This window comes from Limnohabitans rimovensis (SeqCode) (genome assembly GCF_965234775.1).
In the GTDB taxonomy this organism is placed as follows: domain Bacteria; phylum Pseudomonadota; class Gammaproteobacteria; order Burkholderiales; family Burkholderiaceae_C; genus Limnohabitans; species Limnohabitans rimovensis.
In genome coordinates this window covers 101,283-126,281 of sequence record NZ_OZ248570.1, presented here as the reverse complement: position 1 = coordinate 126,281, position 24,999 = coordinate 101,283, and the positions used below count along the sequence as shown (strand labels likewise).

At 60.6% G+C, this 24,999-nt stretch carries 25 protein-coding genes; 18 read left to right on the top strand and 7 right to left on the bottom strand.

Annotation, left to right across the window (positions count from 1 at the left end):
• Positions 1-27: 27 nt before the first annotated feature.
• From AC8GFZ_RS15525 to AC8GFZ_RS15515, 3 genes are read right to left on the bottom strand one after another with little or no spacing between them, the layout of a single operon-like run.
• Positions 28-915: a DMT family transporter gene (locus AC8GFZ_RS15525; RefSeq protein WP_506645819.1), complete on the bottom strand. Its 888-nt coding sequence runs from the start codon at positions 913-915 to the stop codon at positions 28-30.
• A gap of 19 nt (positions 916-934) precedes the next feature.
• Positions 935-1,786 (bottom strand): 3',5'-nucleoside bisphosphate phosphatase, encoded by an 852-nt coding sequence (locus AC8GFZ_RS15520; RefSeq protein WP_506645818.1) that lies wholly within the window; start codon positions 1,784-1,786, stop codon positions 935-937.
• A gap of 9 nt (positions 1,787-1,795) precedes the next feature.
• Positions 1,796-2,647 carry a TatD family hydrolase gene (locus tag AC8GFZ_RS15515; protein ID WP_506645817.1) on the bottom strand — a complete coding sequence of 284 codons (852 nt, stop codon included), beginning with the start codon at positions 2,645-2,647 and terminating at the stop codon, positions 1,796-1,798.
• Positions 2,648-2,706: 59 nt separating this feature from the next.
• Here AC8GFZ_RS15515 and AC8GFZ_RS15510 point away from each other — a divergent pair, with 59 nt between their 5' ends.
• Positions 2,707-3,084, top strand: a complete 378-nt coding sequence (locus AC8GFZ_RS15510) for a hypothetical protein (RefSeq protein ID WP_506645816.1) — start codon at positions 2,707-2,709, stop codon at positions 3,082-3,084.
• Between the two features lie 100 nt (positions 3,085-3,184).
• Here AC8GFZ_RS15510 and AC8GFZ_RS15505 read toward each other — a convergent pair whose 3' ends face one another.
• Together AC8GFZ_RS15505 and AC8GFZ_RS15500 are read right to left on the bottom strand one after the other, a co-directional pair.
• Positions 3,185-3,877, bottom strand: a complete 693-nt coding sequence (locus AC8GFZ_RS15505; protein ID WP_506645815.1) for an ABC transporter ATP-binding protein — start codon at positions 3,875-3,877, stop codon at positions 3,185-3,187.
• Positions 3,870-5,141 carry a lipoprotein-releasing ABC transporter permease subunit gene (locus tag AC8GFZ_RS15500; RefSeq protein WP_506645814.1) on the bottom strand — a complete coding sequence of 424 codons (1,272 nt, stop codon included), beginning with the start codon at positions 5,139-5,141 and terminating at the stop codon, positions 3,870-3,872. Before AC8GFZ_RS15500 ends, AC8GFZ_RS15505 begins: the two co-directional genes overlap by 8 nt.
• Before the next feature lie 26 nt (positions 5,142-5,167).
• Here AC8GFZ_RS15500 and AC8GFZ_RS15495 point away from each other — a divergent pair, with 26 nt between their 5' ends.
• From AC8GFZ_RS15495 to AC8GFZ_RS15440, 12 genes are all read left to right on the top strand, one after another.
• Positions 5,168-6,238 carry a hypothetical protein gene (locus tag AC8GFZ_RS15495; RefSeq protein ID WP_506645813.1) on the top strand — a complete coding sequence of 357 codons (1,071 nt, stop codon included), beginning with the start codon at positions 5,168-5,170 and terminating at the stop codon, positions 6,236-6,238.
• Positions 6,235-7,953: a single-stranded-DNA-specific exonuclease RecJ gene (gene recJ / locus AC8GFZ_RS15490; RefSeq protein ID WP_506645812.1), complete on the top strand. Its 1,719-nt coding sequence runs from the start codon at positions 6,235-6,237 to the stop codon at positions 7,951-7,953. The genes AC8GFZ_RS15495 and recJ overlap by 4 nt, the downstream gene beginning before the upstream one ends.
• A gap of 11 nt (positions 7,954-7,964) precedes the next feature.
• Complete coding sequence (locus AC8GFZ_RS15485) at positions 7,965-8,744, top strand: class I SAM-dependent methyltransferase (RefSeq protein WP_506645811.1); 780 nt, start codon at positions 7,965-7,967, stop codon at positions 8,742-8,744.
• Between the two features lie 159 nt (positions 8,745-8,903).
• A complete protein-coding gene (locus AC8GFZ_RS15480) occupies positions 8,904-9,392 on the top strand; it encodes a tripartite tricarboxylate transporter TctB family protein (protein ID WP_506645810.1) in 489 nt (162 codons plus the stop codon).
• Positions 9,393-9,405: 13 nt separating this feature from the next.
• Positions 9,406-10,917, top strand: coding sequence for a tripartite tricarboxylate transporter permease (locus tag AC8GFZ_RS15475; protein WP_506645809.1), 1,512 nt, complete (start codon positions 9,406-9,408; stop codon positions 10,915-10,917).
• A gap of 100 nt (positions 10,918-11,017) precedes the next feature.
• Positions 11,018-12,640 carry a gamma-glutamyltransferase family protein gene (locus AC8GFZ_RS15470; RefSeq protein WP_506645808.1) on the top strand — a complete coding sequence of 541 codons (1,623 nt, stop codon included), beginning with the start codon at positions 11,018-11,020 and terminating at the stop codon, positions 12,638-12,640.
• Positions 12,641-12,745: 105 nt separating this feature from the next.
• The gene (locus tag AC8GFZ_RS15465; RefSeq protein ID WP_506645807.1) at positions 12,746-13,726 is read left to right on the top strand and encodes a tripartite tricarboxylate transporter substrate binding protein; all 981 of its coding nucleotides are present in this window, start codon (positions 12,746-12,748) and stop codon (positions 13,724-13,726) included.
• 66 nt (positions 13,727-13,792) lie between these two features.
• The gene (locus AC8GFZ_RS15460; RefSeq protein WP_506645806.1) at positions 13,793-14,578 is read left to right on the top strand and encodes an alpha/beta fold hydrolase; all 786 of its coding nucleotides are present in this window, start codon (positions 13,793-13,795) and stop codon (positions 14,576-14,578) included.
• The gene (locus AC8GFZ_RS15455; RefSeq protein WP_506645805.1) at positions 14,575-15,741 is read left to right on the top strand and encodes an LLM class flavin-dependent oxidoreductase; all 1,167 of its coding nucleotides are present in this window, start codon (positions 14,575-14,577) and stop codon (positions 15,739-15,741) included. Before AC8GFZ_RS15460 ends, AC8GFZ_RS15455 begins: the two co-directional genes overlap by 4 nt.
• A gap of 81 nt (positions 15,742-15,822) precedes the next feature.
• Positions 15,823-16,743 carry a DMT family transporter gene (locus tag AC8GFZ_RS15450; RefSeq protein WP_506645804.1) on the top strand — a complete coding sequence of 307 codons (921 nt, stop codon included), beginning with the start codon at positions 15,823-15,825 and terminating at the stop codon, positions 16,741-16,743.
• Complete coding sequence (locus AC8GFZ_RS15445) at positions 16,743-17,537, top strand: SDR family oxidoreductase (protein ID WP_506645803.1); 795 nt, start codon at positions 16,743-16,745, stop codon at positions 17,535-17,537. Before AC8GFZ_RS15450 ends, AC8GFZ_RS15445 begins: the two co-directional genes overlap by 1 nt.
• 20 nt (positions 17,538-17,557) lie before the next feature.
• The gene (locus AC8GFZ_RS15440) at positions 17,558-18,076 is read left to right on the top strand and encodes a DUF1993 domain-containing protein (protein WP_506645802.1); all 519 of its coding nucleotides are present in this window, start codon (positions 17,558-17,560) and stop codon (positions 18,074-18,076) included.
• A gap of 46 nt (positions 18,077-18,122) precedes the next feature.
• On the opposite strand, the gene AC8GFZ_RS15435 is transcribed toward AC8GFZ_RS15440, so the two are convergent.
• Complete coding sequence (locus AC8GFZ_RS15435) at positions 18,123-19,061, bottom strand: DMT family transporter (protein WP_506645801.1); 939 nt, start codon at positions 19,059-19,061, stop codon at positions 18,123-18,125.
• A 126-nt stretch (positions 19,062-19,187) separates the two neighbouring features.
• Here AC8GFZ_RS15435 and AC8GFZ_RS15430 point away from each other — a divergent pair, with 126 nt between their 5' ends.
• On the top strand, positions 19,188-20,171 hold the full coding sequence (locus tag AC8GFZ_RS15430; RefSeq protein ID WP_506645800.1) for a quinone oxidoreductase family protein: 984 nt from the start codon (positions 19,188-19,190) through the stop codon (positions 20,169-20,171).
• Positions 20,171-21,088, top strand: coding sequence for a hypothetical protein (locus AC8GFZ_RS15425; protein ID WP_506645799.1), 918 nt, complete (start codon positions 20,171-20,173; stop codon positions 21,086-21,088). Before AC8GFZ_RS15430 ends, AC8GFZ_RS15425 begins: the two co-directional genes overlap by 1 nt.
• An 86-nt stretch (positions 21,089-21,174) precedes the next feature.
• Here AC8GFZ_RS15425 and dinB read toward each other — a convergent pair whose 3' ends face one another.
• Positions 21,175-22,428 (bottom strand): DNA polymerase IV, encoded by a 1,254-nt coding sequence (gene dinB / locus AC8GFZ_RS15420; protein WP_506645871.1) that lies wholly within the window; start codon positions 22,426-22,428, stop codon positions 21,175-21,177.
• Between the two features lie 397 nt (positions 22,429-22,825).
• Between dinB and AC8GFZ_RS15415 the strand changes: the two genes are divergently transcribed.
• The 3 genes from AC8GFZ_RS15415 (at position 22,826) to AC8GFZ_RS15405 (ending at position 24,947) form a co-directional block, all read left to right on the top strand.
• Complete coding sequence (locus AC8GFZ_RS15415; RefSeq protein WP_506645798.1) at positions 22,826-23,281, top strand: GNAT family N-acetyltransferase; 456 nt, start codon at positions 22,826-22,828, stop codon at positions 23,279-23,281.
• Positions 23,282-23,333: 52 nt separating this feature from the next.
• The gene (locus AC8GFZ_RS15410) at positions 23,334-24,599 is read left to right on the top strand and encodes a glycerate kinase type-2 family protein (protein ID WP_506645797.1); all 1,266 of its coding nucleotides are present in this window, start codon (positions 23,334-23,336) and stop codon (positions 24,597-24,599) included.
• 144 nt (positions 24,600-24,743) lie between these two features.
• On the top strand, positions 24,744-24,947 hold the full coding sequence (locus tag AC8GFZ_RS15405) for a 4-oxalocrotonate tautomerase (protein ID WP_506645870.1): 204 nt from the start codon (positions 24,744-24,746) through the stop codon (positions 24,945-24,947).
• Positions 24,948-24,999: the final 52 nt, after the last annotated feature.

Sequence of the window (24,999 nt, the reverse complement as noted above, 5' to 3'; positions counted from 1 at the left end):
TCGGGCCAAACGTGGAGTGCGCATGCGCTAAAGCCGGCCCATCTCGGGTGGGGCTTTTTCACGTGCATTGAGCCAGCCTGCGCCGGCACCACAGACCATGATCAGCACCATGCCGACCAAACCCCAGCCAGCGGGCACAAAGGAAAACGCCACCCAACCGGCCAAGGTGGAGAACACCACTTGCAGGTATAAAAAAGGCGACAAGCGCACCGGGGTGACGCGGGCAAAGGCCAGGATGAACAAATAGTGCGCGGTCGAACCGAGCAGTCCACATGCCACCAACAGGGCCCAGTTGAGCGGGCTGATGTCGGTGGTCCAGTGCCAGTACACCAGGCAAGAGACCGCAGCGGTGCCCACCCAACCGGTGTAGAAGTGCATGGTCATGGGGCTTTCGGTGCGTGCCATGTAGCTGGTGAGCAATTGAAAGGCGGTGTAGAACAACACCATCGCCAGGGGCAGCACGGCCACGGCCCCAGCCAGGTGGCCGCCCGGTCGCACGATCATCATGGCACCGGCAAAGCCGCCCAAGATCAGCACCCAACGCAGCGGTGAAATGCGCTCTTTGAACAACATGCGCGACAACACCGTCACCGCCAGCGGGGTCAGCAAAGCGATGGCGGCAAATTCGGCCAAGGGCATGTGCTGCAGGCTCAAAAACCCCAGCACGCTGCACATCATCAGCAAAAAGCCACGCAGCAATTGCAATTTGGGTTGTTGGGTGCGCAACAGGCTGCGGCCTTGGCGTGGCCACAGCGTCAAGCTGGTGGAGACGGCTTGCACCACGTAGCGAAACCACAGCACCATCACCATGGGCAACAGGTTCACCAGGTGCTTAATGATCGCGTCCAGCACGGCAAAGCAAATCATCGACAAAATCAAGTAGCCGATACCGGCCCAGGTTCGGCTGGGGCTCATGGGTGCTGAGGCGCAGGCCTCATTGGATGCGGTGCTCGACCAGTTCCCAAATCGGGGTCAAACCCTTGGGCAGTTCTGGCAGCAGGCCCAAATCGATGCGGCTCTCATGCGGGCTGTGAAAGTCACTGCCGCGCGACGCTGCCAAACCAAACTCTTGCGCCACTTGGGCATACACCGTGGCCTCGTGGGCCGTGTGGCTGCCGGTGACCACCTCCACCCCCACCCCGCCATGGGTTTTGAATTCGGAGAACAAGGCGTATTCCTCGTTGGCGGTGAATTTGTATCGGGCTGGGTGGGCAATCACCGCCACCCCGGCGCATTCGGTGATCCATTGCACCGCTTCGCGCAAACTGGCCCAGCGGTGTGGCACAAATCCTGGCTTGCCTTCGGTGAGGTAGTTGCGAAACACCTCATGGGTGTCGCTGCAGACCCCGGTCTCGACCAAATGGCGCGCAAAGTGGGTGCGCGAGATCAGCTCAGGGTTGCCGACAAAGCGCAAGGCCCCTTCAAAGCAGCCCGGGATGCCCACGGCGGCGAGTTGGTCGGCCATTTCTTGGGCGCGTTGTTCGCGACCGCCACGGGTTTTCAGCAGACCTTGGGCCATGCGCGGGTCGTGTGCGTCAAAGCCCAGACCGACGATGTGCACGGTTTTTCCAGCAAACGAGACCGAAATTTCGGTCCCTGTGAGGTATTGCATACCGGCAGATTTGGCGGCCGCCAATGCCCGTGCTTGACCGGCAACTTCATCGTGATCGGTCAGCGACCACAGGTTGACGCCATTGGCAGCCGCGCGCTCGGCCAGCGCCTCGGGCGTGAGGGTGCCATCTGACATGACAGAGTGGCAGTGCAGGTCGGCGTTGAGGTTGGACACGGGTGGATTTTAGGCCGGGGCCTGTATTTGCGTTGAGCGCGCCCAAAGCGGGCCCAGTTTGGGCAGGGCTTGCATGGCGTTCGCGGTGCTGGCTTGGGCCAGATCTGCCAAGGGCATGCCGCGCAACTCGGCCAGGCATTGGGCGATGCGCACCAACTCGGCGGGTTCGTTGCGCCCCATCACAACCCCTTGCGCGCGCTCGGCCTGGGTGCGGTAGAGCCAGCGCGGTGGGATGTCGGGGGCGTCGGTTTCCAACACCAAAGCGTTGAGGGGCAACTCTCTGGCCAAGCGGCGCAACTGCAAGGCGCGTTCAAAAGTGAGGGCACCACCAAAGCCCAGTTTGAAGCCCATCGCCATGAATTGATCCGCCTGTTGTCGACTTCCATTGAAGGCATGGGCCAGGCCGCCCACCACCGGGCATTGGCGCAAACCGCTGAGCAACGCATCGGCCGAGCGGCGCACATGCAACAGCACTGGCAAACCGTGGCGCTGCGCCAGCGCCAGTTGGGCGCGGTAGAAATGCTGTTGGCGCGCCATGTCCAAGCCGGGGACAAATCCATCCAGACCGATTTCTCCCACCGCCACCAAATGCGGGTCGCCTTGGGCCTGGTTCAGGGCTTGTTCCAGGGCCTGTAAATCTTGTTCTGTCGCGTGTGGGGTGAACAAAGGATGGATGCCCAACGCATAGGCGTCGCCATGCGCTGTGGCCAGCGCCCGCACCCGCTCGAAATCGGCCGCCCGCACAGCGGGCCACACGCACAAGCCCACCCCAGCTTGGCGTGCCCGCGCGCGCACCGCGGGCAGATCGGCGGTAAATTCAGGCGCGTCCAGGTGGCAGTGGGTGTCGATCCAAAGCGGCATGTCAAGGTGTCATCAGACGGGTCATGAAGTTAAAACTTTTCCATCTTATGATAAGAGTCATGACCAAGACCTTCTTCATCACCCTATTTGCCGTCTTGGTGGGACTGCTGGCGGGGCCACTGTGGGGCCAAGACATTCAAAAAGTCTTGCTGCATTCACATGACAACAAAACCGCAATCGAGATGAAGTTTTTGAGCGGCAATCGTTTTGACATGCAAGTTACCGAGTCCAAATCTGGCATCCATGGCGACCCGCAAGCCAAGACCGAGGTTTTAAGCGGAAGCGGCAAACGGGTGGCCGACCGCATGGAGTTGTCTGTAGATGGCCGCTCCATTGGCTATGTACAAATGTGGACGGGCAACGGCCAAATCCAAGCCCAGCTTTATTGGGGTGGGCAGCAGGCCCCGCGCGCTTTTGTGGGCGCGGCATTTCGCTGAGCGCGCGCTGCACAACGCCGTCAGCGCCAAAAAAGCGCATCCCAACAGTCATTCAATTGCACCGGCCCAGGACATCTGGCCTCGGCAAAGCTTTTGGGCATCAACCGCTGAGTTGACCCGCCACCAAAGCCAATTGCCGCGCACAGCGTTGTGCCAGTCGCAGGTCATGGGTCACCACCACCACCGCGCTGCCGTGCACCTGGGCCAGTTCCAGCAGCAAGCCAAAAACACCATCGGCCGTGTGCTGGTCTAAGTTGCCGGTGGGTTCGTCGGCCAAGATGCAGGCCGGGCGCGTCACCATGGCGCGGGCCAGGGCCACGCGTTGGCGCTCACCGCCAGACAACTCTGCCGGGCGGTGCTCGGCGCGCTCGGCCAAACCCACTTGGGCCAACAACTGCCGGGCTTGTTCGGCAGCTTGGTGGCGGTCCATGCGCCGAATCCACAGCGGCATGGCCACGTTGTCCAAGGCGCTGAACTCGGGCAGCAGGTGGTGAAACTGATAGACAAACCCCAGGTGCGCATTGCGCAGCCTCCCCATGGCCGCTGCATCCAGGTTCGCCAAGGCCTGGCCCATCAAATGGACACTGCCCTGGCTGGGGGTGTCCAACCCCCCCAACAAATGCAGCAAGGTGCTTTTGCCCGAGCCCGACGCCCCCACGATGGCCACTGTGTCGCCCGCTTGCACTTGCAAGTGGACATCGCGCAGCACCGTCACGTCCAAAGGGCCTTGGTGAAAGCGCTTGCCCAAACCCAGCGCTTGGATCACGGGCTGCATGGGGGTGCGCTCATTCATAGCGCAAAGCCTCAGCGGGTTGGATGCGGCTGGCGCGCCAGCTGGGGTAGACGGTGGCCACAAAAGACAGCGCCAGCGAGATCAGCGCTATCGGCCAGATGTCGGCGCTTTGCGGGTCGCTGGGCATGCGGCTGATGAGGTAAATATCGCGCGGCAAAAAACTCGCGCCCAAGGCGTTTTCAATCGCGGGCACGATCACATCGATGTTATAGGCCACGCCCAGGCCCAGACCCAAGCCGAGCAAGGTGCCGATCACCCCGATCAGCGCTCCTTGCACCATGAAGATCGACATGATGCTGCCCGGGCTGGCACCCAAGGTGCGCAAGATGGCGATGTCGGCGCGTTTGTCGGTGACCAGCATCACCAAGGTGCTGACCAAATTGAAAGCGGCCACCGCCACGATCAGGGTGAGGATGATGAACATCATGCGCTTTTCCACCTGCACCGCGGCAAACCAGGTGCGGTTTTGCCGCGTCCAGTCGCGCACCCACAGGCCGGGGAGCATGGGCATCAACTCGTCGGCGACTTGGCGCGCGCGGTGCAAATCGCGCAGCTTCAAGCGCACGCCGCTGGGCCCTTCCAGTCGAAACAAGGTTTGGGCATCGGCCAGGTGCAACAAGGCCATGTTGGCATCGTATTCATAGTGGCCAGAATCAAACACGCCCACCACTTGCATTTGTTTCAACCGGGGCAAAACCCCTGCAGGGGTGATTTGTCCGCCCGGCGCGATCACCGTCACTGGCTCGCCCACCCGCACCCCCAGGCTGCGCGCCAACTCGCTGCCCAGCACCACCCCAAAGCGACCGGCTTGCAGTTGTTCGCGCACCGCGGGGCTGAGCTGCAGGCTCAGGTCGGTGACCGCGCCGTCCAGCGCCGGATCGATGCCGCGCACCACAGCGCCTTTCATGTCTTCGCCACGGGCGATCAAAGCTTGGGCCGCCACAAACGGTGCGCCGGCCACCACATCGGGGTGTTTCAAGGCCTGGGCCAAGGTGGCCGCCGCATCGGGCAGGGCGCCGCCATCGGGGGCGTACACCTCGATGTGCGACACCACCCCCAGCATGCGGTCGCGCACCTCTTTTTGAAAGCCGTTCATCACGCTCAATACGATGATGAGCGCGGCCACCCCCAAGGAGATGCCCAGCATCGACACCCCAGAGATGAATGAAATAAACCCATTGCGCCGGGTGGCGCGCCCGGCGCGGGTGTAGCGCCAACCCAGCACCAGCTCGTACGGAATGAATGAGGGGTTGGGGCGCGACATGGGTGTGGATTGTGTCATCTTGCACAATGCGCCCTGTGCCAACGCCCCATGCCATCGTGATTCCCTCTGCCCTGGTGGACCCCGAGGACAGTGCTTTTGTCCAGGCCTTGGCCGGGATGCGATTGCCCCACTTGTCGGCTTTGCTGGCGCGCTCGCGGGTGCAGCGCAGCCCCGAGCACCCCGCCCAGCGCTTGAGCACGGTGCATGAATGGGCCCAAGCCCAAGCCTGGGGTTGGACGCCCACAGACGGTTTGTTGCCTTGGGCAGCCATGCGCGCCCAGGCCTTGGGCTTGGACACCGCGGGCGAAAAAGCCTGGGCGGTGTTCACCCTGTGCCATTGGCATGTGGCCCAAGGCCAGATCACCATGGCGTCGCCAGCGCGTTTGGGCGTGACCGACGCCGAAAGTGATGACTTGCGCCTGGCCATGCAAACCTATTGCGAACAAGACGGCATCCAGTTGCACCCCGATGGCCCAGGCCGGTGGTTGGCGGCCTCCGAATTGTTTCGTGGCTTACCCACCGCCAGCCTGGACCGCGTGGTGGGCCATGCGGTCGAGGATTGGTGGGCCGGTGCCGGCATCAGCCAGCCCAGCGAAGCCGCCCAGCACTTGCGCCGCTTGCAAAACGAAATGCAGATGTTGTTCTACACCCATGCCTGCAATGAATCGCGCAACCCAGCCATCAACTCTTTTTGGATCAGTGGCACTGGGGATTTGGCCGCTGCCCATGTTCGGGGTGGCCACTTGGCCCCTGCCGCCCATGCGGGTGACAAGACCGCAGCCATGTCGCCGTCCCATGGCACCCCAGTGACGCAGTCCGTGAATGGCGACGGCATGTGGCCCCACCCAGCCTGGCAGCACCCAGCGGTGCAGCGCTTGCACCAAGCCGCCCAAATGCGCCATGTGGCGGCTTGGGTTGAAGCTTGGCATGCGCTGGACGCCCAACTGCTGGCGCCCTTGGCGAATGCGCCTCTCGCTCAACTGGTGTTGTGCGGCACGCGCCATGCCTGCGTGGTCCAATCCGAGGCCTCTGTTTGGCCGCCCTGGTGGCGCGCTTGGCGGGCCCCCACTTTGCAACAGGCTTTGTTGGACCGATGAAATTCACTCAACGCGATATCCCCCCGCGCAGCCTATGGGCGCTGGAGCAAGCCGGCGTGCATCCCTTGTTGGCGCGCTTGTTCGCGGCCCGTGGCGTGCATGGGCCGCAAGACCTCGACCCCGACCTGGCACACCTGTTGCCGCTGCAAAATCTCAAAGGCGTTCAAGAGGCCGCCGTGTTGTTGGCCGATGCCATTGCGCGCCAAGCCGCCTTGTGCATCGTGGCCGATTACGACTGCGATGGGGCCACCGCCTGCGCCGTGGCCTTGCGCGGTTTGCGCATGCTGGGCGCCCAACGGGTGGACTTTGTGGTGCCCGACCGGGTGGTGGATGGCTACGGCCTGACCCCGCCCATCTCTGAGCGCGTCAAAGCCCAAGGTGCCGACGTGTTGATCACGGTGGACAACGGCATCGCCAGCGTGCAAGGTGTGGCGCGGGCGCGCGCTTTGGGCTTGCAGGTCTTGGTCACCGACCACCATTTGCCCGGCCCCGAATTGCCCGAGGCCGATGTGACCGTCAACCCCAATCAACCCGGCTGCACCTTCCCCAGCAAAAACCTGGCCGGTGTGGGCGTGATGTTTTATGTGCTGTTGGCCTTGCGCGCCGAGCAGCGTCGCCGCGGCGTGTGGGACGCGCCCGGTCAAGCCACGCAGCCGCGCTTGGACAGCTTGTTGCCCCTGGTGGCTTTGGGCACGGTGGCCGATGTGGTGCGCTTGGACGCGAACAACCGGCGCCTGGTCACCCAAGGGTTGAAGCGCATCCGCAAAGGGCAAATGCCCGCCGGCATGGCCGCCTTGTTTGTCGCCGCAGGGCGCCACCCCGAGCGCGCCAGCGCGCAAGACTTTGGCTTTGCTTTGGGCCCGCGCATCAACGCCGCAGGCCGTTTGGCCGATATGCGCCTGGGGATTGAATGCTTGCAAACCGATGATGTGTCGCACGCCACCCAATGCGCCCAAGCGCTGGACCAGATCAACCGCGAGCGCCGCGACATCGAAGGCGGCATGCGCGAACAAGCCTTGTTGCTGGCCCAGTCCATGCTTGACGGCTTTGACGAACCGCCCAGCGCGCTGTGCTTGTTTGACCCCGACTTCCATGAGGGCGTGGTGGGCATTGTCGCGGCCCGCATCAAAGACCAATGGCACCGCCCCACATTTGTGTTTGCCGCCAGCCAAGCCGATGGCAAGGGCGAAGAGCTCAAGGGCTCTGGCCGTTCCTTGCCCGGGTTTCATTTGCGCGATGCCCTGGACTTGATCTCCAAACGCCACCCGGGTGTGCTGCTGCGCTTTGGGGGCCATGCCATGGCCGCCGGGTGCACCATCCATGCCGATCACATCGATGTGTTTGAGTCGGCCCTGCAACAGGTGGCCCAGGAGTGGTTGGACGAGGCCACCCTGCAGCGCCGCTTGGAAACCGATGGCCCTTTGCTGCCCGAATACCGGCGCGTGGAGTTGGTCGAGCAACTCAACAGCGAGGTTTGGGGCCAAGGTTTTGCCGCCCCCACGTTTTGTGAGGAGTTGGAGGTGGTGAGCCAGCGCTTGGTGGCTGAAAAGCATTTGTCCCTGCGCTTGCGCCACCAAGGCGAGATGGTCGACGCCATTTGGTTTGGCCGTGTCCAGCCTTTGGCTGCGCGCGCCACCTTGGCCTACCGCGTCGAGACCGATGCCTGGCAAGGCCAAAACCGGGTTCGGTTTGTCATTGAAGCCGCCCAAGAATGAGGTCGTCCCCCATGTCCCGCATCAAACGCAGTGCCAGCACCGGTTTGCCCACGGTGAATTTTTCTGACCATGGCTCAGTGCGCTATTTGCACCTGGGCACCGATTGGGTTCAGGGCTCGATGTGGCCCGACCGGCCCTTTGACATCCACCTGGATTATGTGCAGCGCATGATGGGTTGGTTATTGTGGGTGCCGCCTGAAGAGGTGGTCCACCTCAAGGCCATGCAACTGGGATTGGGGGCGGGCACCTTGACCAAGTTTTGCGCCAAAAAACTGGGCATGCACACCACGGCGATTGAAATCAACCCCCAGGTGGTGGCGGCGTGTCGTTTGTGGTTCAAACTGCCACCCGACAGCGAGCGCTTGCAAGTGGTGTTGGGCGACGCCGCCGAAGTGGCCGCGCACAGCCATTGGCGGGCCCAGGTGGACGTTTTGCATGTTGATTTGTATGACCATGAAGCCGCTGCACCGGTGCTCGACAGCGAGGCTTTTTATGCCGATTGCCGCCAATTGCTCACGCCCAGCGGTTGCATGGTGGTGAACCTGTTTGGGCGCAGCCACAGCTATGCGCGCAGCCTGGAAAAAATCAGCGCCGTGTTTGGCGCAGATGCGGTGTGGGCGTTCAAGCCCACGCGGGAAGGCAATACCGTGGTCATGGCCCAACGCACCCGCGCGGTGCCTGAACCAGATGCTTTGCTGTCGCGCTCGCTACACATCGAGCAACACTGGGGTTTGCCCGCGTCCAAGTGGTTGCGGGTGCTCGCGCCCGCCACCATGTCACATGGGGATTGATGGTTTTTGAGGGCGCCTCGGGCGTGATCCTTTCGGCGAGGGGGCGGCGAAGCGGTCAAATCGTATACAAAAATCCAGGGTAATAGGTGAAACCCACATAGACGCAGCACCATAACCTGCACACAATCGGCCAGTTTTGTTTCATCGAGGAGATCATTCGTGAACATCAAAAGTCAGAAAGACTTTTTCTCAGGCCTCATGTTTTTGGTGGTCGGTGCCGCTTTCGCATGGGGTGCAACCAAATATTCCATCGGCACGGGCGCGCGCATGGGCCCGGGGTATTTCCCCTTGTTGTTGGGTGTGATGTTGGCGGTTTTTGGCGCCATCATCTGCTTCACCTCTTTGGTCGTGGAAACCGCCGATGGCGAAAAAGTGGGCCGCTTTGGATGGCGCCCCATCATCTACATCCTGGGCGGCAATCTGGCCTTTGGCGTCTTGTTGGGCGGCTTGCCCAGCATTGGCTTGCCCCACATGGGTTTGATCGTGGGGATTTTTGCCCTCACCATCATTTGCAGCAAAGCGGGCAATGAGTTCCGTTGGCGCGATGTGCTCTTATTGGCTTCTGTGCTCAGCGTGGGCAGCTACATGGCCTTCATTGTCTTGCTCAAACTGCAAATTCCGGTTTGGCCAAAGTTCATCACCGGTTAAGGAGAGACAGAGCATGGATTTAATCGCAAACCTGGCCACTGGTTTTGGGGTGGCTTTCACCCCCATCAACCTGATGTACTGCCTGATTGGTTGCATTTTGGGTACCTTGATTGGCGTGTTGCCCGGCATTGGCCCGGTCGCCACCATCGCCATGTTGTTGCCCGCCACCTACGCTTTGCCGCCGGTGTCGGCATTGATCATGTTGGCCGGTATTTACTACGGCGCGCAATACGGTGGCTCCACCACGGCCATTTTGGTCAATCTACCGGGAGAGTCGTCCTCGGTGGTGACCATGATCGATGGCTACCAAATGGCCCGAAAAGGCCGAGCGGGGCCGGCGCTGGCCGCTGCGGGCTTGGGCTCGTTCTTTGCCGGTTCTGTGGGCACCTTGATCTTGGCCGCCTTTGCTGCCCCTTTGACGGAGTTGGCCTTCAAGTTTGGCCCTGCCGAATACTTCTCGCTGATGGTGCTGGGCCTGATCGGTGCCGTGGTGCTGGCGTCTGGCTCTTTGATCAAGGCGATTGCCATGATCGTTTTGGGCTTGTTGATGGGATTGGTGGGCACCGACGTGAACTCCGGTGTGGCGCGCTTCAGCTTTGATATCCCCGAGCTGACCGACGGGGTGGGTTTTGTGGTGATTGCCATGGGCGTGTTTGGGTATGGCGAAATCATCTCCAACCTGTCGCAACCCGAAGAAGACCGCCAGGTTTACACCGCCAAAGTGCAAGGCTTGTTCCCCACCTTGACGGACATCAAATTGATGATCCCCGCCATTTTGCGTGGCACGGCTTTGGGCTCCATCCTCGGCGTCTTGCCGGGTGGCGGCGCCTTGTTGGCCGCGTTTGCCGCCTACACCATTGAAAAGAAAACCCAACTCAGGCCTGGTGAAGTGCCTTTCGGTCAGGGCAATATCCGTGGCGTGGCGTCTCCCGAGTCGGCCAACAACGCCGGTGCGCAAACCTCCTTCATCCCCTTGCTGACCTTGGGCATCCCGCCCAATGCGGTGATGGCGCTGATGGTGGGTGCCATGACCATCCACAACATCCAGCCTGGCCCCCAGGTGATGACCAGCAACCCCGAGTTGTTTTGGGGCTTGATTGCCTCGATGTGGATTGGCAACTTGATGCTGGTGATCTTGAACCTGCCCTTGATTGGCATGTGGATCAAGCTGTTGTCGGTGCCGTATCGCCTGCTGTTCCCCGCCATTGTGTTGTTTTGCGCCATCGGCGTGTATTCGACCAACAACAACACCTTCGACATCTGGTTGGTGGCGCTGTTTGGCTTTGTGGGCTACATCTTCATGAAACTGGGCTGCGAGCCTGCGCCTTTGTTGTTGGGCTTTATCTTGGGCCCCATGATGGAGGAAAACCTGCGCCGTGCCTTGTTGCTCTCGCGCGGCGACTGGTCGGTGTTCGTCACCCGCCCGCTGTCGGGTTCCTTGTTGGCCGCCGCTTTGGTGTTGCTCATCATCGTGCTCTTGCCATCGGTCAAGGCCAAGCGCAAAGAGGCCTTTGTCGAGGAGTGACCTGTGCCGCTGGGCCGTTGGCCCAGTGCCTGTCATCTGCGGCACCTTCGGGTGCCGTTTTTTTTGGGGCTCCAGCGCAGGCCTTCGCTATCATCTGCGCATGAACTTCAATTACCAAACCCCCTACACATCGACCCGTTTGCCTGTGTTTGCGCGCAATGTGGTGTCCACCTCGCACCCTTTGGCCGCTCAGGCGGGTTTGCGCATCTTGTGGCAAGGTGGCAATGCCGTTGACGCCGCCATCTCCGCTGCTGCCGCCCTGACCATCACCGAGCCGGTGAGCAATGGTTTGGGCTCGGATGCTTTTTGTATTTTGTGGGATGGTCAGCAGCTGCATGGCCTCAATGCCTCAGGCTCTGCGCCCCAGGCCTGGACACCGGGCTACTTTCAGTCTAAATATGGCGCATCGGCCACCACGCCGCCCAAGCGCGGCATGGATTCGGTCACCATCCCTGGTGCGGTGTCGGCCTGGGTCGCCTTGAGCGAGCGTTTTGGCAAGTTGCCGTTTGAGGATTTGTTGCAACCGGCCATCGAGATCGCTGAACGCGGTTATTTGTTGCCCGTGGTGGTGCAGCAAAAGTGGGAAGCCGCCACCCCTGAGTTGCAATCTTTGCCCGGATTTGCCCAAAGCTTTTTGCCCTGGGGCCGTGCCCCCAAGGTGGGTGAGTTGTTCAAATTTCCAGCGGCAGCGCGCGGCTTGCGTTTGATCGCGCAAACCAAGGGCCAGGCGTTTTACGGTGGCGAAATTGCCCAAGCCCTGGCGCGCTTTTCAGCTGACAACGGCGGCAGCCACCAGGTGAGCGACTTTGCCCAGTTCAAGCCCGAGTGGGTCACGCCCTTGGCGAAAAATTACCGCCAGCACACCTTGCATGAAATCCCGCCCAATGGCCAAGGCATCGCCGCCCAAATTGCTTTGGGCATTTTGGAAAACTTCGATCTGGCCAGCCTGCCCGTCGATGGTGTGGCGTCGCAGCACCTGCAAATTGAAGCCATGAAATTGGCTTTTGCGGATGTGTACCGTTTTGTCGCCGAGCGCCAAGGCATGGAGGTCAGCACCGAGCAAATGCTGGACAACGCCTACCTGGCCCAGCGCGCCAAGCTGATCGACATGAAGCGCGCCCAGGCTTTTGGCGCGGGCAACCCGGTCAAGGGCGGCACGATTTACCTCACCGCGGCCGACGAAAACGGCATGATGGTCAGCTTCATCCAAAGCAATTACATGGGCTTTGGCTCGGGTTGCGTCGAGCCCACCTACGGCATCAGCTTGCAAAACCGCGGCCATGGCTTCACCGTGTCCACCGACACACCGAACCAAGCCAATTTGGTCGCACCGGGCAAGCGCCCGTTTCACACCATCATCCCGGCCTTTTTGACACAAGATGGTCAGCCGGTGATGAGCTTTGGCGTGATGGGCGGCAATATGCAACCCCAAGGCCATATGCAAACCGTGGTGCGCATGCTCGACTACCAACAAAACCCCCAAGCCGCCTGCGACGCGCCGCGCTGGCGCTTCAACCAGGGTTTGGAAATCAATGTCGAATCCAGCATGAACCCGCAAACGGTGCAAGGCCTCAAAGACCTGGGCCACCATGTCGATGTGATCAACGACAGCTACCAAGACTTTGGCGCTGGCCAGTTCATTTGGCGCGCCGGTGACCCCAAAGTAGAAGGCTATGTGGTGGCCAGCGACCCGCGCCGCGACGGCTTGGCCGCCGGGTTTTGAGCGCTGCCAGCACCACATCTGCCGCCTGTGCGACAAGGGGTTAGCCCGACTGTCGTGCGCACCCTGCGGGTGATAAATTGACCCGTTTTCAATTCGGGGGTTGATGTGAAATTCTTTGCACTTGGTCAATGCTTGATCGCGGTCACCGCATGGTGCCTGCTGGGCGCGGCGCAAGCCCAAACGGCCTATCCCAATCGCGCTGTTCGTTTGGTGGTCGCCGCAGCCCCTGGTGGCGGCACCGACATCTTGGGCCGGATGATGGCCCAACGTCTGAGCGACCGTTTGGGTCAGGCCTTCGTGGTGGAAAACAAAGGCGGTGGCGGCGGCAGTGTGGCTGCCGATTTTGTGGCCAAGTCGCCAGCCAATGGCTACACGCTGTTGGTGACCAATGACCAACTCACCGTGGGTGCGAGTTTTGCGGGTGCCTCCAATTACGATGTGATGAAAGACTTTGCGCCGATTGGTTTGATCGGCCGCACCTCGATCGTGGTGGGCGTGAACCCATCGGTACCGGCCAACACCATTGGTGAATTGATCGCCTTGGTGCGGGCCAACCCTGGCAAATACAGCTTTTCCTCTTGTGGACACGGCACACCCTTGCATTTGGCCGGTGAGATGCTCAACCTATCGGCGCGCATCGACATGGTCCATGTGCCCTACCGGGGATGCTCCCCCGCCTTGGCCGACGCAGTGTCGGGTCAGGTGCCCATCTTTTTTAACATGATCAGCAACTCCTTGCCGCATGCCAAAAATGGCAAGGTGCGTTTGCTGGCTGCGGCGTCTTTGCAGCGTTTGCCCAGCCAGCCGCAGCTGCCCACCATTGCCGAAGCTGGGTTTCCGGCCTTTGATGCCTACCCGTGGTTTGGCATTTTGGCGCCTGCTGGAACGCCCCGCGAGATCGTGCAAATGCTCAGCCTTGAGGTGGCCGCTGCGGTGCAAAGCGCTGAGATTGGCGACAAATTGCGGGGCATGAATTTCGAACCCACCGTGGCCACCCCCGAATCTTTTACCGACATCATGCGCTCGGACCTGGTGCGCTGGGGCCGGGTGGTGCGCGAGGCCAAAGTGAAGGCTGCACCCGAATGAAGCCTGGCCCTGCTCGGGCGTGATGCCTGAAGGTGTGCCCATACAACCCTCTGTGGAAATTTGATGATGAATGTCGAAAACCGTTTTTGCCAGGTGTCTGGTGTGAAAGTTCACCTGCGCCAAGGTGGGCAAGGGCGCCCGATCTTGTTTTTGCACGGTGCCGGTGGCGTGACGGGGTGGAGCCCCTTCTTTGAACAACTGGCCCAGGGCGCCCAGGTCTGGGCGCCAGATCACCCGGGCTTTGGCCAATCGGACGACCCAGCGTGGATCAAGCACATGCCTGACCTGGCCATGTTCTACCTGGACTTTTTGGACCAGTTGGCCCCTGCCGAAGGATTTGATGTGGTGGGCCACTCCATAGGTGGCTGGCTGGCCGCCGAGATCGCGGTGCGCAACAGCCGCCATGTGCGCAGCCTGACCTTGATGGCCAGCGCGGGCTTGCGGGTGCCGGGCACACCCATGGGCGATATTTTCATTTGGAACGACGAGGAAACCGCGCGCCACTTGGTGTTTGACCCCGACCTGCGCGCAGCGCGCTTGGCCGCCCAACCCAGCGAGGAAGAGGCCGATATCTTGGTGCGCAACAAGTTCAGCTTTGCCAAGCTGGCCTGGCACCCGCGCTTGTTCAACCCCGATTTGCAAAAGTGGTTGCACCGCATCCAAGTGCCCACCCAGGTGATCTGGGGCGACCACGATGGTTTGTTCCCGCTCGCCTATGCCCAACATTGGCACCAACAGTTGCCCGCCAGTGCATTGCACATCGTGCCCGATTGCGGACATTCCCCCATCAACGAAAAGCCCGCCGAAACCGCGGCGCTGATTCACCAATTCATTGCCAAAACCGCCGCATGAAAATCCTCAACTTCACCCTGATGCCCTACCGTCCGATGGACATTCCGGCATCCAAACAACACCGCTCAGCTTGGGTGGTGTTGCCCAACACCTTTTACGACCCCGAGTTGGGCGCGCAGGAATACGAGAGCTACATCGACATGCTGGCCGAATCGGAAACCCTGGGCTTTGATGGTGTGTGTGTCAACGAGCATCACCAAACCGCTTATGGGCTGATGCCCGCGCCCAACCTGATCGCCAGCGCCTTGATCCAGCGCACCAAGCGCATCCGCATTGCGATTTTGGGTCGCGCCTTGCCCCTGGTGGGCAACCCGATTCACATCGCCGAAGAGTTCGCCATGCTCGACAACATGTCGCGCGGGCGCATCATCGCGGGCTTTGTGCGCGGCATCGGTGCCGAATACCACAGCACGGCGATCAACCCTTTTTACTCGCACGAACGCTTTCACGAGGCGCACGACTTGATCGTCAAAGCCTGGACCACCCCAGGCCCTTTCCCTTGGGAAGGAGAGCATTACAACCTCAACTACGTCAACCTGTGGCCACGCGTTTACCAGCAACCCCACCCGCCCGTTTGGGTGCCCTCGCAAGGCTCGATCGAAACCATTGAATGGGCGGCCCACCCGAGCCGGCGCTACCCCTTTTTGGTGACTTTTTCTGCCCGCGAAGCGGTGGTGCGCAACCTCACCGCTTACCGTGATCAGTGCAGCCAATACGGCTACGAGGCCGACCCAGGCCAACTGGGCTGGGCCGCGCCGGTGTATGTGGCTGAGACCGAAGAGCAAGCGCAAAACGAAGCGCGTGTGGCGGTAGAGGCCTTGTTCAATGACTTTTTGACGTTGCCGCCCGAGATGCTGTTGCCACCCGGGTACACCTCGGCACAGTCTTTGAAGAAAATCATTGCCACCAAAAAAGCCATTGGCCGCGGTGGTTTTGGCCCGGGCAACGCGCCGCGTCAAACCCTGGAGCGCTTGATGGAGTTGGGCACGGCGCTGGTGGGCACGCCCAAAACGGTGTTGGCCCAAATTGAAAAGGTCCGCGAGCAAACCCAACTCGGAAACTTTGTTGCCATGCTGCAATTTGGCACCTTGAACAACGAGTTGACGCGGCGCAACCAAGCCCTGTTTGCTTCAGAAGTGATGCCCCATTTGCAAGCCCTGTGACGTGCGGGGATTGATGGCGCGGGGCGTGTGAAGCGACGCGGTTCAGCGCCGGTGCTGATTCACTTAGGATAGGCGCCTTTCATGAGCAGTCCGGCGCCCTCCCTCAACCCCTCTTTGGCCAGCGGCTTGTTGCTGGCGTTGATTGGCGCCATTGCCTTCAGCGGCAAGGCCATCATTGTCAAACTGGCTTATCGCCATGGGGTGGATGCGGTCACTCTGATCATGTACCGCATGGTGCTGGCGCTGCCGTTTTTCATCTTGTTGGTGTGGTGGTCCTCGCGCCAAGACCATGCCCGGGCCAACCCCATCACCCGCCGCGACGCCGGCTCTATCTTTGTGCTGGGTTTCATCGGTTATTACTTTTCCAGCTATCTCGATTTTTTGGGGCTGCAGTACATCAGCGCCAGCTTGGAGCGGCTGATTTTGTACCTCAACCCCACCATCGTTTTGTTGCTGGGTTGGGTGTTGTACCGACGGCGCATCAGCCGTTGGCGCGCTTTGGCCATGGCCATCAGCTACAGCGGCGTGGTGTTGGTGTTTGGCCATGAGCTCAGTTTGGGTGGACAAGATGCGATCTTGGGCAGCACCTTGGTGTTTGTCAGTGCCGTCACCTATGCGATTTACCTGGTCATGAGCGGCCAATTGGTGCAGCGCATTGGGGCCATGCGCTTGGTCGGCTTGGCTTCGAGCGTGGCCAGCGTGTGTTGCGCCCTGCAATTTTTATGGATGCGCCCCATGTCGGCCCTGTGGGTGCCCACCGAAGTTTTTTGGCTGTCCCTGGTCAATGCCACTTTGTGCACTGTGGTGCCTTTGGTCTTGATCATGATGGCCATTGAGCGCATTGGCGCGGCCTTGACGTCGCAAGCTGGCATGATTGGGCCCATGGCCACGATTGCCCTGGGCGTGTGGTTGTTGGATGAGCCGTTCAATGCCTGGACCGGCATGGGCACTTTGTTGGTGCTGGGCGGTGTGTATATGGTGAGCAAACTAGGAGATCGATGATGGATTTAGGAATCAAAGGCAAATGGGCTTTGGTGGGTGGCGCCAGCAAAGGCCTGGGTTTTGGTTGTGCGCAGGCCCTGGCCCAAGAGGGTGTGAACGTGGTCATGGTGGCGCGCGGCGCTGATGCCTTGCAAGAGGCCGCCAAGGCTTTGCGCAGCCACGGCACACAAATCTTGGTGGTGGCGCAAGACATCACCACCGAAGCCGGTCGCGAAGCGATTTGGGGCGTCGCCGGCGGGCCGGGCAAAAACTTTGACATCGTGGTCACCAACGCGGGTGGCCCACCACCGGGTGACTTTCGCGATTGGGACCGCGACGCGTGGATCAAGGCGGTGGACGCCAACATGCTCACCCCCATCGAGCTGATCCGCGCCACCGTGGACGGCATGGCTGCGCGTGGTTTTGGCCGGGTGGTCAACATCACCTCCAGCGCGGTCAAGTCACCCATCGACATCTTGGGCCTGTCCAATGGCGCCCGCAGTGGCTTGACCGGCTTTGTGGCGGGCACTTCGCGCAGCAGCCAGTTGGCCGGGCGCAATGTGACCATCAACAACTTGCTGCCCGGTGCGTTTGACACCGACCGCTTGCGCAGCAACCAAAAAACCATCGCCACCAAAGCCGGCAAGTCGGTCGAAGAGGTGAGCGAGGCGCGGCGCAAAACCATTCCGGCACAGCGCTTTGGCACGTCCCAAGAGTTTGGCGAAACCTGTGCCTTTTTGTGCAGCCAGCAAGCCAGTTACATCACCGGTCAAAATATTTTGATCGACGGTGGTGCCTACCCCGGCGCGTTTTGATTTTGATTCAGGAGAACCCCATGACCATTTCTTTGTCCCAAGCCTGCTTGCCCGTGTGCTCGGCCATGCTGGGCCATTTGAGCCATTTGCTCGACAAAGCCCGCGCCGATGCGCAGTCCCGGGGCTTTGATGTCAACGTGCACATCACCGAGCGCTTCGCGCCCGACATGCTGCCGTTCAAAAACCAAATTTTCATCGCTTGCGATGTGGTGAAAAACGGCGTCGCCCGCGTGGCTGGCATGGAAGCGCCCAAGTACGACGACAGCGAATCCACCATCGAAGAGTTGCAAGCGCGCATCCACAAAACCCTGGCCTGGTTGGCCACCGTGCCGGCCAGCGCCATCGATGGGCGTGAAGAACAGTCCTTCACCTTTCCGGTGGGCAAAACCGGCAGCCACACCATGCGTGGACAAGACTACGTGACCATGTGGATATTGCCCAATATGTACTTCCACATCACCACCGCCTACAACCTGCTGCGCTTGAATGGCGCGCCCGTGGGCAAGCGTGATTACTTGATGGGAGCCAACCAGCCTTGACGGGAACCGGGGGCCTCACAGCCCCCAGCACTCATGGGTGATTGGCTCAGGCCGTTTCTGTTTTGGGTTTTTGCGGTTGGGACGACACCACAATCCCGCCCACGATCAAGACAAAGGCCACCAGGTGGTACCACTGTGGCCACTCGCCCAGCACCAGGCTGGAGAGCAAGGCGGCAAACACCGGGGTGAGGTTGCCGAAAAATCCGGCGATGTTGGGGCCTACTCTTTGCACACCCAAGCCCCAGCAACGATAGGCCAGCACCGCCGGGCCAATGCCGATGTACAGCAAGGCGGCCACCACCGGCCAACTCCAATGGATATGGGCATCGGTCAGCGTCCATTCGGCGGCGCTGAACAAGCTCGACCAGACCAAACCCATCACCACCTGGGCCATCAAAAAGTTGGCCCAGTGGTTGCGAATTTCCGGCGGATCGCGGTCGGGCAAGCTGATTTGCCAGCTGTACCAAGCCCAGGCGGCGGTGGCGATCAGCACAAACACATCGCCCTCGACAAACTGCACCTGCGCCAGAAGTTGCCAATCACCCCGGCACATCACCAGCATCACGCCGATGATGGACATCACCGCACCGATCAGCTGATCGCGCCGCACCCGCTGGCCGTAAAACAAGGTGCCCATGGCCAGCATGAACACCGGCGTGCTCGACGCCACCAGGGTCACATTGATCGGGGTGGTGGTGCGCAGGGCCAGGTATTGAAAGGTGTTGTAACAAGCCACGCCCAGCAAGCCCAAGAACAAATAGCGCCGCCAGTGGGTCCACAGCGGGCTGTCCGGGTGCAGCATGCGGTGCGCCAGCGGCAGCAACAGCACCAGCGCCACCAGCCAGCGCAGCAGGTTGAGTGTCACCGGCGGGACTTCGTGATGGATCATGCGCCCAATCACCGAATTGGCTGACCACAGCAGGGGCGGCATGGTCAACAACAGGGCGGTGCCCAAGGTCAGGCGGGGTGAAGCGGGAGCGGTCATATCAATGGCACTCTAACCCATTGGTCGTTGAGTGGCTTGGAAGACCGATAATGCATGGGCGCTGCGAGTCCCACTGGCGGAGACAGGCAGCCCAAACATCACAACCACAAACATTGGAGCCCAAACATGACCAGAGCTGTCCGCATTGACCAAAACGGTGGTCCCGAAGTCCTCAAAATCGTTGATGTCACCGTGGGTGACCCTGGCCCGGGTGAAATCCGCATCCGCCACAAAGCGGTCGGCCTGAATTTCATCGACGTGTACCAACGCACCGGTCTGTACCCCTTGCCCATGCCCTTGAACCTGGGCATGGAAGCTTCTGGCGTGGTCGAGGCTGTGGGCCCTGGCGTCACCCACCTCCAAGTCGGGGACCGCGCGGCCTATGCCAGCCAGCCCCCGGGCAGCTATTGCGAAGTGCGGGTGATACCGGCCAAAGTGGTGTGCAAATTGCCCGATGCGATCGACTTTGACACCGGCGCGGCCATGATGCTCAAAGGCATGACCGCCCAGTTTTTGCTCAAGCGCACCCTGCCCCAAGGTGGTTTGCAGGCCGGTGACTTTGTGCTGTTCCATGCCGCCGCCGGTGGCGTGGGCCTGATCGCTTGCCAATGGGCCAAAGCCTTGGGCTATCAACTGATTGGCACAGCGGGCAGCGATGCCAAGTGCGCGCTGGCCAAGGCCAACGGTGCCGCCCATGTCATCAACTACGCCACGGAAGACTTTGCCGCCCGCGTGAAAGACATCACCGGTGGCAAAGGCGTCAAAGTGGTTTATGACTCGGTGGGCAAAGACACCTGGGAGAAATCGCTCGATTGCTTGTCCCCCTTTGGTTTGATGGCCAGCTTTGGCAATGCCTCTGGCCCCGTGCCACCCTTTGCCCCGGGCATCTTGGGCAACAAGGGCTCGCTGTTTGTGACCCGCCAAACCTTGTTCACCCACATCGCCACCCATGAAGGGGCGATGGCCATGTCCAAAGACCTGTTTGACATCGTCACCAGTGGCAAGGTCAAGATCAATATCGAACAGCGTTATCCCCTGGAGCAGGTGCAACAAGCCCACCGCGATTTGGAAGCGCGCAAAACCACCGGTTGCACGATTCTGACCCTGTGATGCGCGCCACCACCATGCTGCCCAAAACACCTTGGGCAGCCGCCTGGTGCGCGCTGTTTGTCTTGGCTGGTGGGGTTCAAGGCCCCGCCAGGGCCCAAGCAGTCGACACTGTTTTACTGGCCCAGGCCAGCCCGGCGACGGCTGCACCTCAACCACGCCAACCCGCCAGCCCCTTGCAGGCTGCGGCGTCGGCCAGCCGCAAGTGGTCGGTGTACTGGGGCTGGAACCGCTCCACTTACTCCAACAGCGACATCCACTTTTGGGGTGCCGACCATGACTTCACGCTCAGCAGCGTGAAGGCCAATGACATGCAAGCCGATGTCACCACCGAAAATATTTTCGGAACCTTTCTCAGCCCGGCCAACATGACCTTGCCACAAACCAATTTGCGCGTGGCCTACCAGGTCTCGCCAGATACCGCTTGGGCGATCAACCTTGATCACATGAAATACGTGGTCACGCCGGACCAAACAGTGGCTTTTTCTGGGCGCATCAACAATGACCCGCAAACCGGTGCCTCCCGCACGCTGTCGACCAATTACCTGAACTTTGAGCACACCGATGGCCTGAATGTGGTGACTGTGGAATACGAAAAACAATATCCCGTGACCCAATGGAAGGCGCCTTTTGCCTCGCGTTGGGTGGCTTTGGTGGGGGCAGGCATTGTCTATCCCAAGACCAATGTCACCTTGAACATGGTGGGTCGATCGCGCAACGACCAGTTTCACCTCGCCGGCTACAGCGCCGGTGGTGGGGTGGGCTGGGAGGCCGACTTTTTGGACAGCTGGTTTTTTCGCAGCATGTTCAAAATGGGCTACGTGACCTTGCCCGATGTGCTGACCAGCTCGCAAGGCGATAAGGCCTCGCACAACTTCACCTACAACGAATGGTTGATTGCGTTGGGCAAGCGGTTTTGAGTGGGCCATGGCTGTGCCTTGCCATCATTTTTTTCAGGTGAGGGCCGCAGCGCAGGCAAAGCTGCGCGGTTCATTCCCACAGGTCTTTAGATGGCCAATGGGGGTTCAGGTTCGGCTGTGACATCAGGCTGAGCAAACAAATCGGCCTGATCTATGTCGCTGGTGGCGGGTGATGAAACCTCGCTTGCAGCCAAGCCCTGTGCCTGCTCTTGGCGCAGCAATGAACCAACCCGCACACCCAGCAAACGCAACCTTTGTTTCAACGCCACCCGCTTGAGGCACAAACCGGCCTGGCGGCGGATTTCTTGGGCGTCGGCCGTGTGGTGGCCCAAGGTGACGTCGCGGGTCACGCTTTTGAAGTTGTCGTAGCGCAGCTTGATGCCAATGGTTTTGCCCACATAGCCTTTGCGCTGCAAGTCGGCCGCCACTTGCTCACACAAGCGGGTGAAGATGGCACCGAGTTCTGTGCGGTCGTGGGTGGCGTGCAAGTCGCGCTCAAAGGTTGTTTCGCGGCTCATGGACACCGGCTCGCTTTCGGTTTGCACCGGCCGCTCGTCTTGGCCGCGTGCGGCGGCATACAGCCAAGCGCCATAAACCTTGCCAAAGTGGCTTTGCAACCAGGGCAGATCATGCGTGGCCAATTCGCCAATGGTGCGAATGCCCTGGGCGAGCAGCTTGGCCTCGGCTTTGGGGCCAATGCCATTGATCTTGCGACACGGCAGGGGCCAGATGTGGGTGGCCAAATCTGACGGGTGCAAGATGGAAATGCCATTGGGCTTGTTCAACTCGCTGGCCATTTTGGCCAACAACTTGTTGGGTGCCACGCCGATCGAGCAGGTCAAACCCGTGGCTTGAAAAATGCTTTTTTGGATCAACCGCGCCAACGCCCGACCGCCATCGCGCTGGCCGCCCGGCACATCGGTGAAGTCGATGTATACCTCGTCCACGCCCCGGTCTTCCATCAGCGGCGCCATCTCGGTGATGATGGATTTGAACTGCCGCGAGTAATGCCGGTATTGCTCAAAATCCACCGGCAACAAAATCGCGTCCGGACACAGCTTGGCGGCTTTCATCACCCCCATGGCCGAGCCCAAGCCAAATTGGCGCGCTGCATAGGTGGCGGTGGTGATGACGCCGCGCCCCACATAGCCGCTGATGCGCGGAAAAAAATCAACGGGAATGTCGGCCAGGTCTTGTGCCGTCCAATCGCGCTCGGGCCGCTCGGTGCGCAGCCGCTCGATTAAGAGGTCTTCGCGCCGACGCCCCCCACCAATGACCACCGGCAGGCCTTTGAGCTGGGGGTAGCGCAGCAACTCCACCGACGCGTAAAACGCGTCCATGTCCAAATGCGCAATGCGCCGGGGCAGGGACTCTGGGGACAGGCTCACCCCAAGAGGATAGCCCAGTGGGGCATTTGACCAGGCTTCTGGAGCGCAGGTCTGATGAGAGCTCATCATCAAGCTTGACACCGCCTTGGCTCAAGAGATCCGGCGAGCCGCCGATCTATGAAAGTACAAGACAGGTGATTATTTTTAGATCACCCCCGACACCAGCCCGAGTCTTGAGGGCGCTCCACTTGTGGGGCCGGGGGTGATCGCCTTCTTTTGACCCACATCAGCGGGATGTGCATCGCTGGACGGTTAATACTAAGATATGCACATCATTCATCCTGTGTGACCGGCGACAGATGACCAAAACAGAGGTCATGGCTGTTACTCAATGTGTCACTGAGCCCATATGAACCGCATTCAAATTCGCCGCGCCCATATCGATGATCTGGGTTTGATCACGCCACTGTTTGATTTGTATCGACAGTTTTATGAACAAGCTTCAGACTTGGCCTCAGCGACCCGTTTTTTGCAACAACGCCTTCAGCACAATGAATCGGTGATTTTTCTGGCCTTCGATGGCGCAGATGCGGTCGGTTTTACCCAGCTTTACCCGGGGTTTTCTTCGGTGTCCATGGCCCGCACTTTTTTGTTGAATGATCTGTATGTGGTCGGCAGCCATCGGCGCCATGGGGTGGGGTCTTTGTTGCTGGAGGCTGCGGTGGCACATGCCAAAGCAGAGCAGGCTGTTCGCATTTCATTGACCACCAATGTGGCCAATGCCACGGCCCAGTCGGTTTATGAAGCGCAAGGTTGGGCGCGTGAAAAAGCTTTCTTCACCTACAACTTCCCTCTGACCGACTGAAACGACATTGACCCACCGCTATCATCAAGCCCCTTTTCAATTGGAGCGCCCAATGAGCGATGCGGTGGTGGACTTGTTGCGCCAGGCCTTTGACGCGGCCGTGGCCTCGGCCCAGCCGCAGGTGTGCGTGCCGCCCTTCATCCCGGTCAAACCCAAAGGCCGTTTGATCGTGGTGGGTGCAGGCAAGGCCAGCGCGGCAATGGCGCGTGCGGTGGAGTTGCATGCGCCTTGTCCCGTGAGTGGACTGGTCGTCACCCGCTATGGGCATGCGGTGGATTGCGAACACATCGAGATCGTGCAAGCCGCCCATCCCGTGCCCGACGAAGCCGGGATGCAGGCCGCCAAACGCATGTTGCAGATGGTGCAAGGTTTGAGCGCCGATGATGTGGTTTTGTGCTTGATCTCGGGCGGCGGCTCGGCCTTGTTGCCGCTGCCCATGCCAGGCATCAGCTTGGCCGACAAACAAGCCATTGCCCGCGCCTTGCTGCGCTGTGGCGCCAACATTGGCGAGATCAACACCGTGCGCCGCCATTTGTCGGCCATCAAAGGTGGGCGCTTGGCAGCGGCCTGTGCCCCCGCGCAAGTGGTGAGCTTGTTGATATCGGATGTGCCCGGTGACAAACCCATTGACATCGCCTCGGGCCCCACGGTGGGTGACCCCAGCACCTGTGCCGATGCCTTGGCGATTGTTCAGCGCTATGGCATTGACATGCCACCCGCAGCCTTGGCGTGCTTGCAGTCGGGGCAAGGTGAGTCGGTCAAGCCCGATGACCCACGCTTGCAACGCAACACAGTCCACATCGTGTCGTCGCCGCAAATGGCACTGGAAGCGGCCGCGCGGTTGATGGAGCAAGCCGGCCTGCGCGCGCACATCCTGAGCGATGCCATCGAGGGCGAGGCCCGCGATGTGGGCCAAGTGATGGCCGCCATCGCGGTGCAAGTGGCCGAACGCGGCCAAGCTTTTCAAGCCCCCTGTGTGTTGCTCAGCGGTGGCGAGACCACGGTCACCGTCACCGGCGATGGGCGCGGCGGGCGCAATGTGGAGTTTTTGTTGTCCTTTGGCGTGGCCACGCAAGGCCACCCGCGCATCCATGCCTTGGCCGCTGACACCGATGGGGTGGATGGGCAAGAAGAAATCGCTGGTGCGTTCTGGACCCCCCAGACCATGGCGCGTGCCCACGCACTGGGCTTGAACCCCATGGCCGAGTTGGACCGCAATAATGGACACGGTTTTTTTGAGGCGCTGGGGCAGCAAGTGGGCGACGGCCCGACCCGCACCAATGTCAACGACTTTCGCGCCATCTACATCGCTGAATGACATGCACACAGACCCCGTGACAGAAGTCACTTTGCGCTGCGACTTGGCGGCGGCCTATCCATTGGCTGCACGCCGGGGTTGGGACGACACGGTGTGGACCCACATGTCGGTGGCCTTGGCGCAACCTATTTTTTCAACAGGAGAATTTCCATGCCCACCATCCGTGTCGAATTGTTTGAAGGCCGCACGCCCGAGCAAAAGCGCAACTTGGTTGCCGCTTTGACCGATGCAGCGGTCAAAACCCTGGGAGGTTCACCGGAGAGCGTGGACGTGTTGTTGTTTGACATCAAGCCGTCAGACTGGTCCACTGGCGGCGTGCTCTGGAGCGAGAAAAAACCCAGCAGTTGAAACCCCCGCCAGCACCGCGCGGCTGGCGATGGCGGCGAATGGCAGAGCTCCC

Bases quoted from the DNA above. Each gene is read 5' to 3' on its own strand.
- AC8GFZ_RS15525 (WP_506645819.1), bottom strand. From the start codon at position 915: ATGAGCCCCAGCCGAACCTGGGCCGGTATCGGCTACTTGATTTTGTCG.
- AC8GFZ_RS15515 (WP_506645817.1), bottom strand. From the start codon at position 2,647: ATGCCGCTTTGGATCGACACCCACTGCCACCTGGACGCGCCTGAATTT.
- AC8GFZ_RS15510 (WP_506645816.1), top strand. From the start codon at position 2,707: ATGACCAAGACCTTCTTCATCACCCTATTTGCCGTCTTGGTGGGACTG.
- AC8GFZ_RS15505 (WP_506645815.1), bottom strand. From the start codon at position 3,877: ATGAATGAGCGCACCCCCATGCAGCCCGTGATCCAAGCGCTGGGTTTG.
- AC8GFZ_RS15500 (WP_506645814.1), bottom strand. From the start codon at position 5,141: ATGTCGCGCCCCAACCCCTCATTCATTCCGTACGAGCTGGTGCTGGGT.
- AC8GFZ_RS15495 (WP_506645813.1), top strand. From the start codon at position 5,168: ATGCGCCCTGTGCCAACGCCCCATGCCATCGTGATTCCCTCTGCCCTG.
- recJ (WP_506645812.1), top strand. From the start codon at position 6,235: ATGAAATTCACTCAACGCGATATCCCCCCGCGCAGCCTATGGGCGCTG.
- AC8GFZ_RS15485 (WP_506645811.1), top strand. From the start codon at position 7,965: ATGTCCCGCATCAAACGCAGTGCCAGCACCGGTTTGCCCACGGTGAAT.
- AC8GFZ_RS15475 (WP_506645809.1), top strand. From the start codon at position 9,406: ATGGATTTAATCGCAAACCTGGCCACTGGTTTTGGGGTGGCTTTCACC.
- AC8GFZ_RS15470 (WP_506645808.1), top strand. From the start codon at position 11,018: ATGAACTTCAATTACCAAACCCCCTACACATCGACCCGTTTGCCTGTG.
- AC8GFZ_RS15460 (WP_506645806.1), top strand. From the start codon at position 13,793: ATGAATGTCGAAAACCGTTTTTGCCAGGTGTCTGGTGTGAAAGTTCAC.
- AC8GFZ_RS15455 (WP_506645805.1), top strand. From the start codon at position 14,575: ATGAAAATCCTCAACTTCACCCTGATGCCCTACCGTCCGATGGACATT.
- AC8GFZ_RS15450 (WP_506645804.1), top strand. From the start codon at position 15,823: ATGAGCAGTCCGGCGCCCTCCCTCAACCCCTCTTTGGCCAGCGGCTTG.
- AC8GFZ_RS15445 (WP_506645803.1), top strand. From the start codon at position 16,743: ATGGATTTAGGAATCAAAGGCAAATGGGCTTTGGTGGGTGGCGCCAGC.
- AC8GFZ_RS15440 (WP_506645802.1), top strand. From the start codon at position 17,558: ATGACCATTTCTTTGTCCCAAGCCTGCTTGCCCGTGTGCTCGGCCATG.
- AC8GFZ_RS15435 (WP_506645801.1), bottom strand. From the start codon at position 19,061: ATGACCGCTCCCGCTTCACCCCGCCTGACCTTGGGCACCGCCCTGTTG.
- AC8GFZ_RS15430 (WP_506645800.1), top strand. From the start codon at position 19,188: ATGACCAGAGCTGTCCGCATTGACCAAAACGGTGGTCCCGAAGTCCTC.
- AC8GFZ_RS15425 (WP_506645799.1), top strand. From the start codon at position 20,171: ATGCGCGCCACCACCATGCTGCCCAAAACACCTTGGGCAGCCGCCTGG.
- dinB (WP_506645871.1), bottom strand. From the start codon at position 22,428: ATGGACGCGTTTTACGCGTCGGTGGAGTTGCTGCGCTACCCCCAGCTC.
- AC8GFZ_RS15415 (WP_506645798.1), top strand. From the start codon at position 22,826: ATGAACCGCATTCAAATTCGCCGCGCCCATATCGATGATCTGGGTTTG.
- AC8GFZ_RS15410 (WP_506645797.1), top strand. From the start codon at position 23,334: ATGAGCGATGCGGTGGTGGACTTGTTGCGCCAGGCCTTTGACGCGGCC.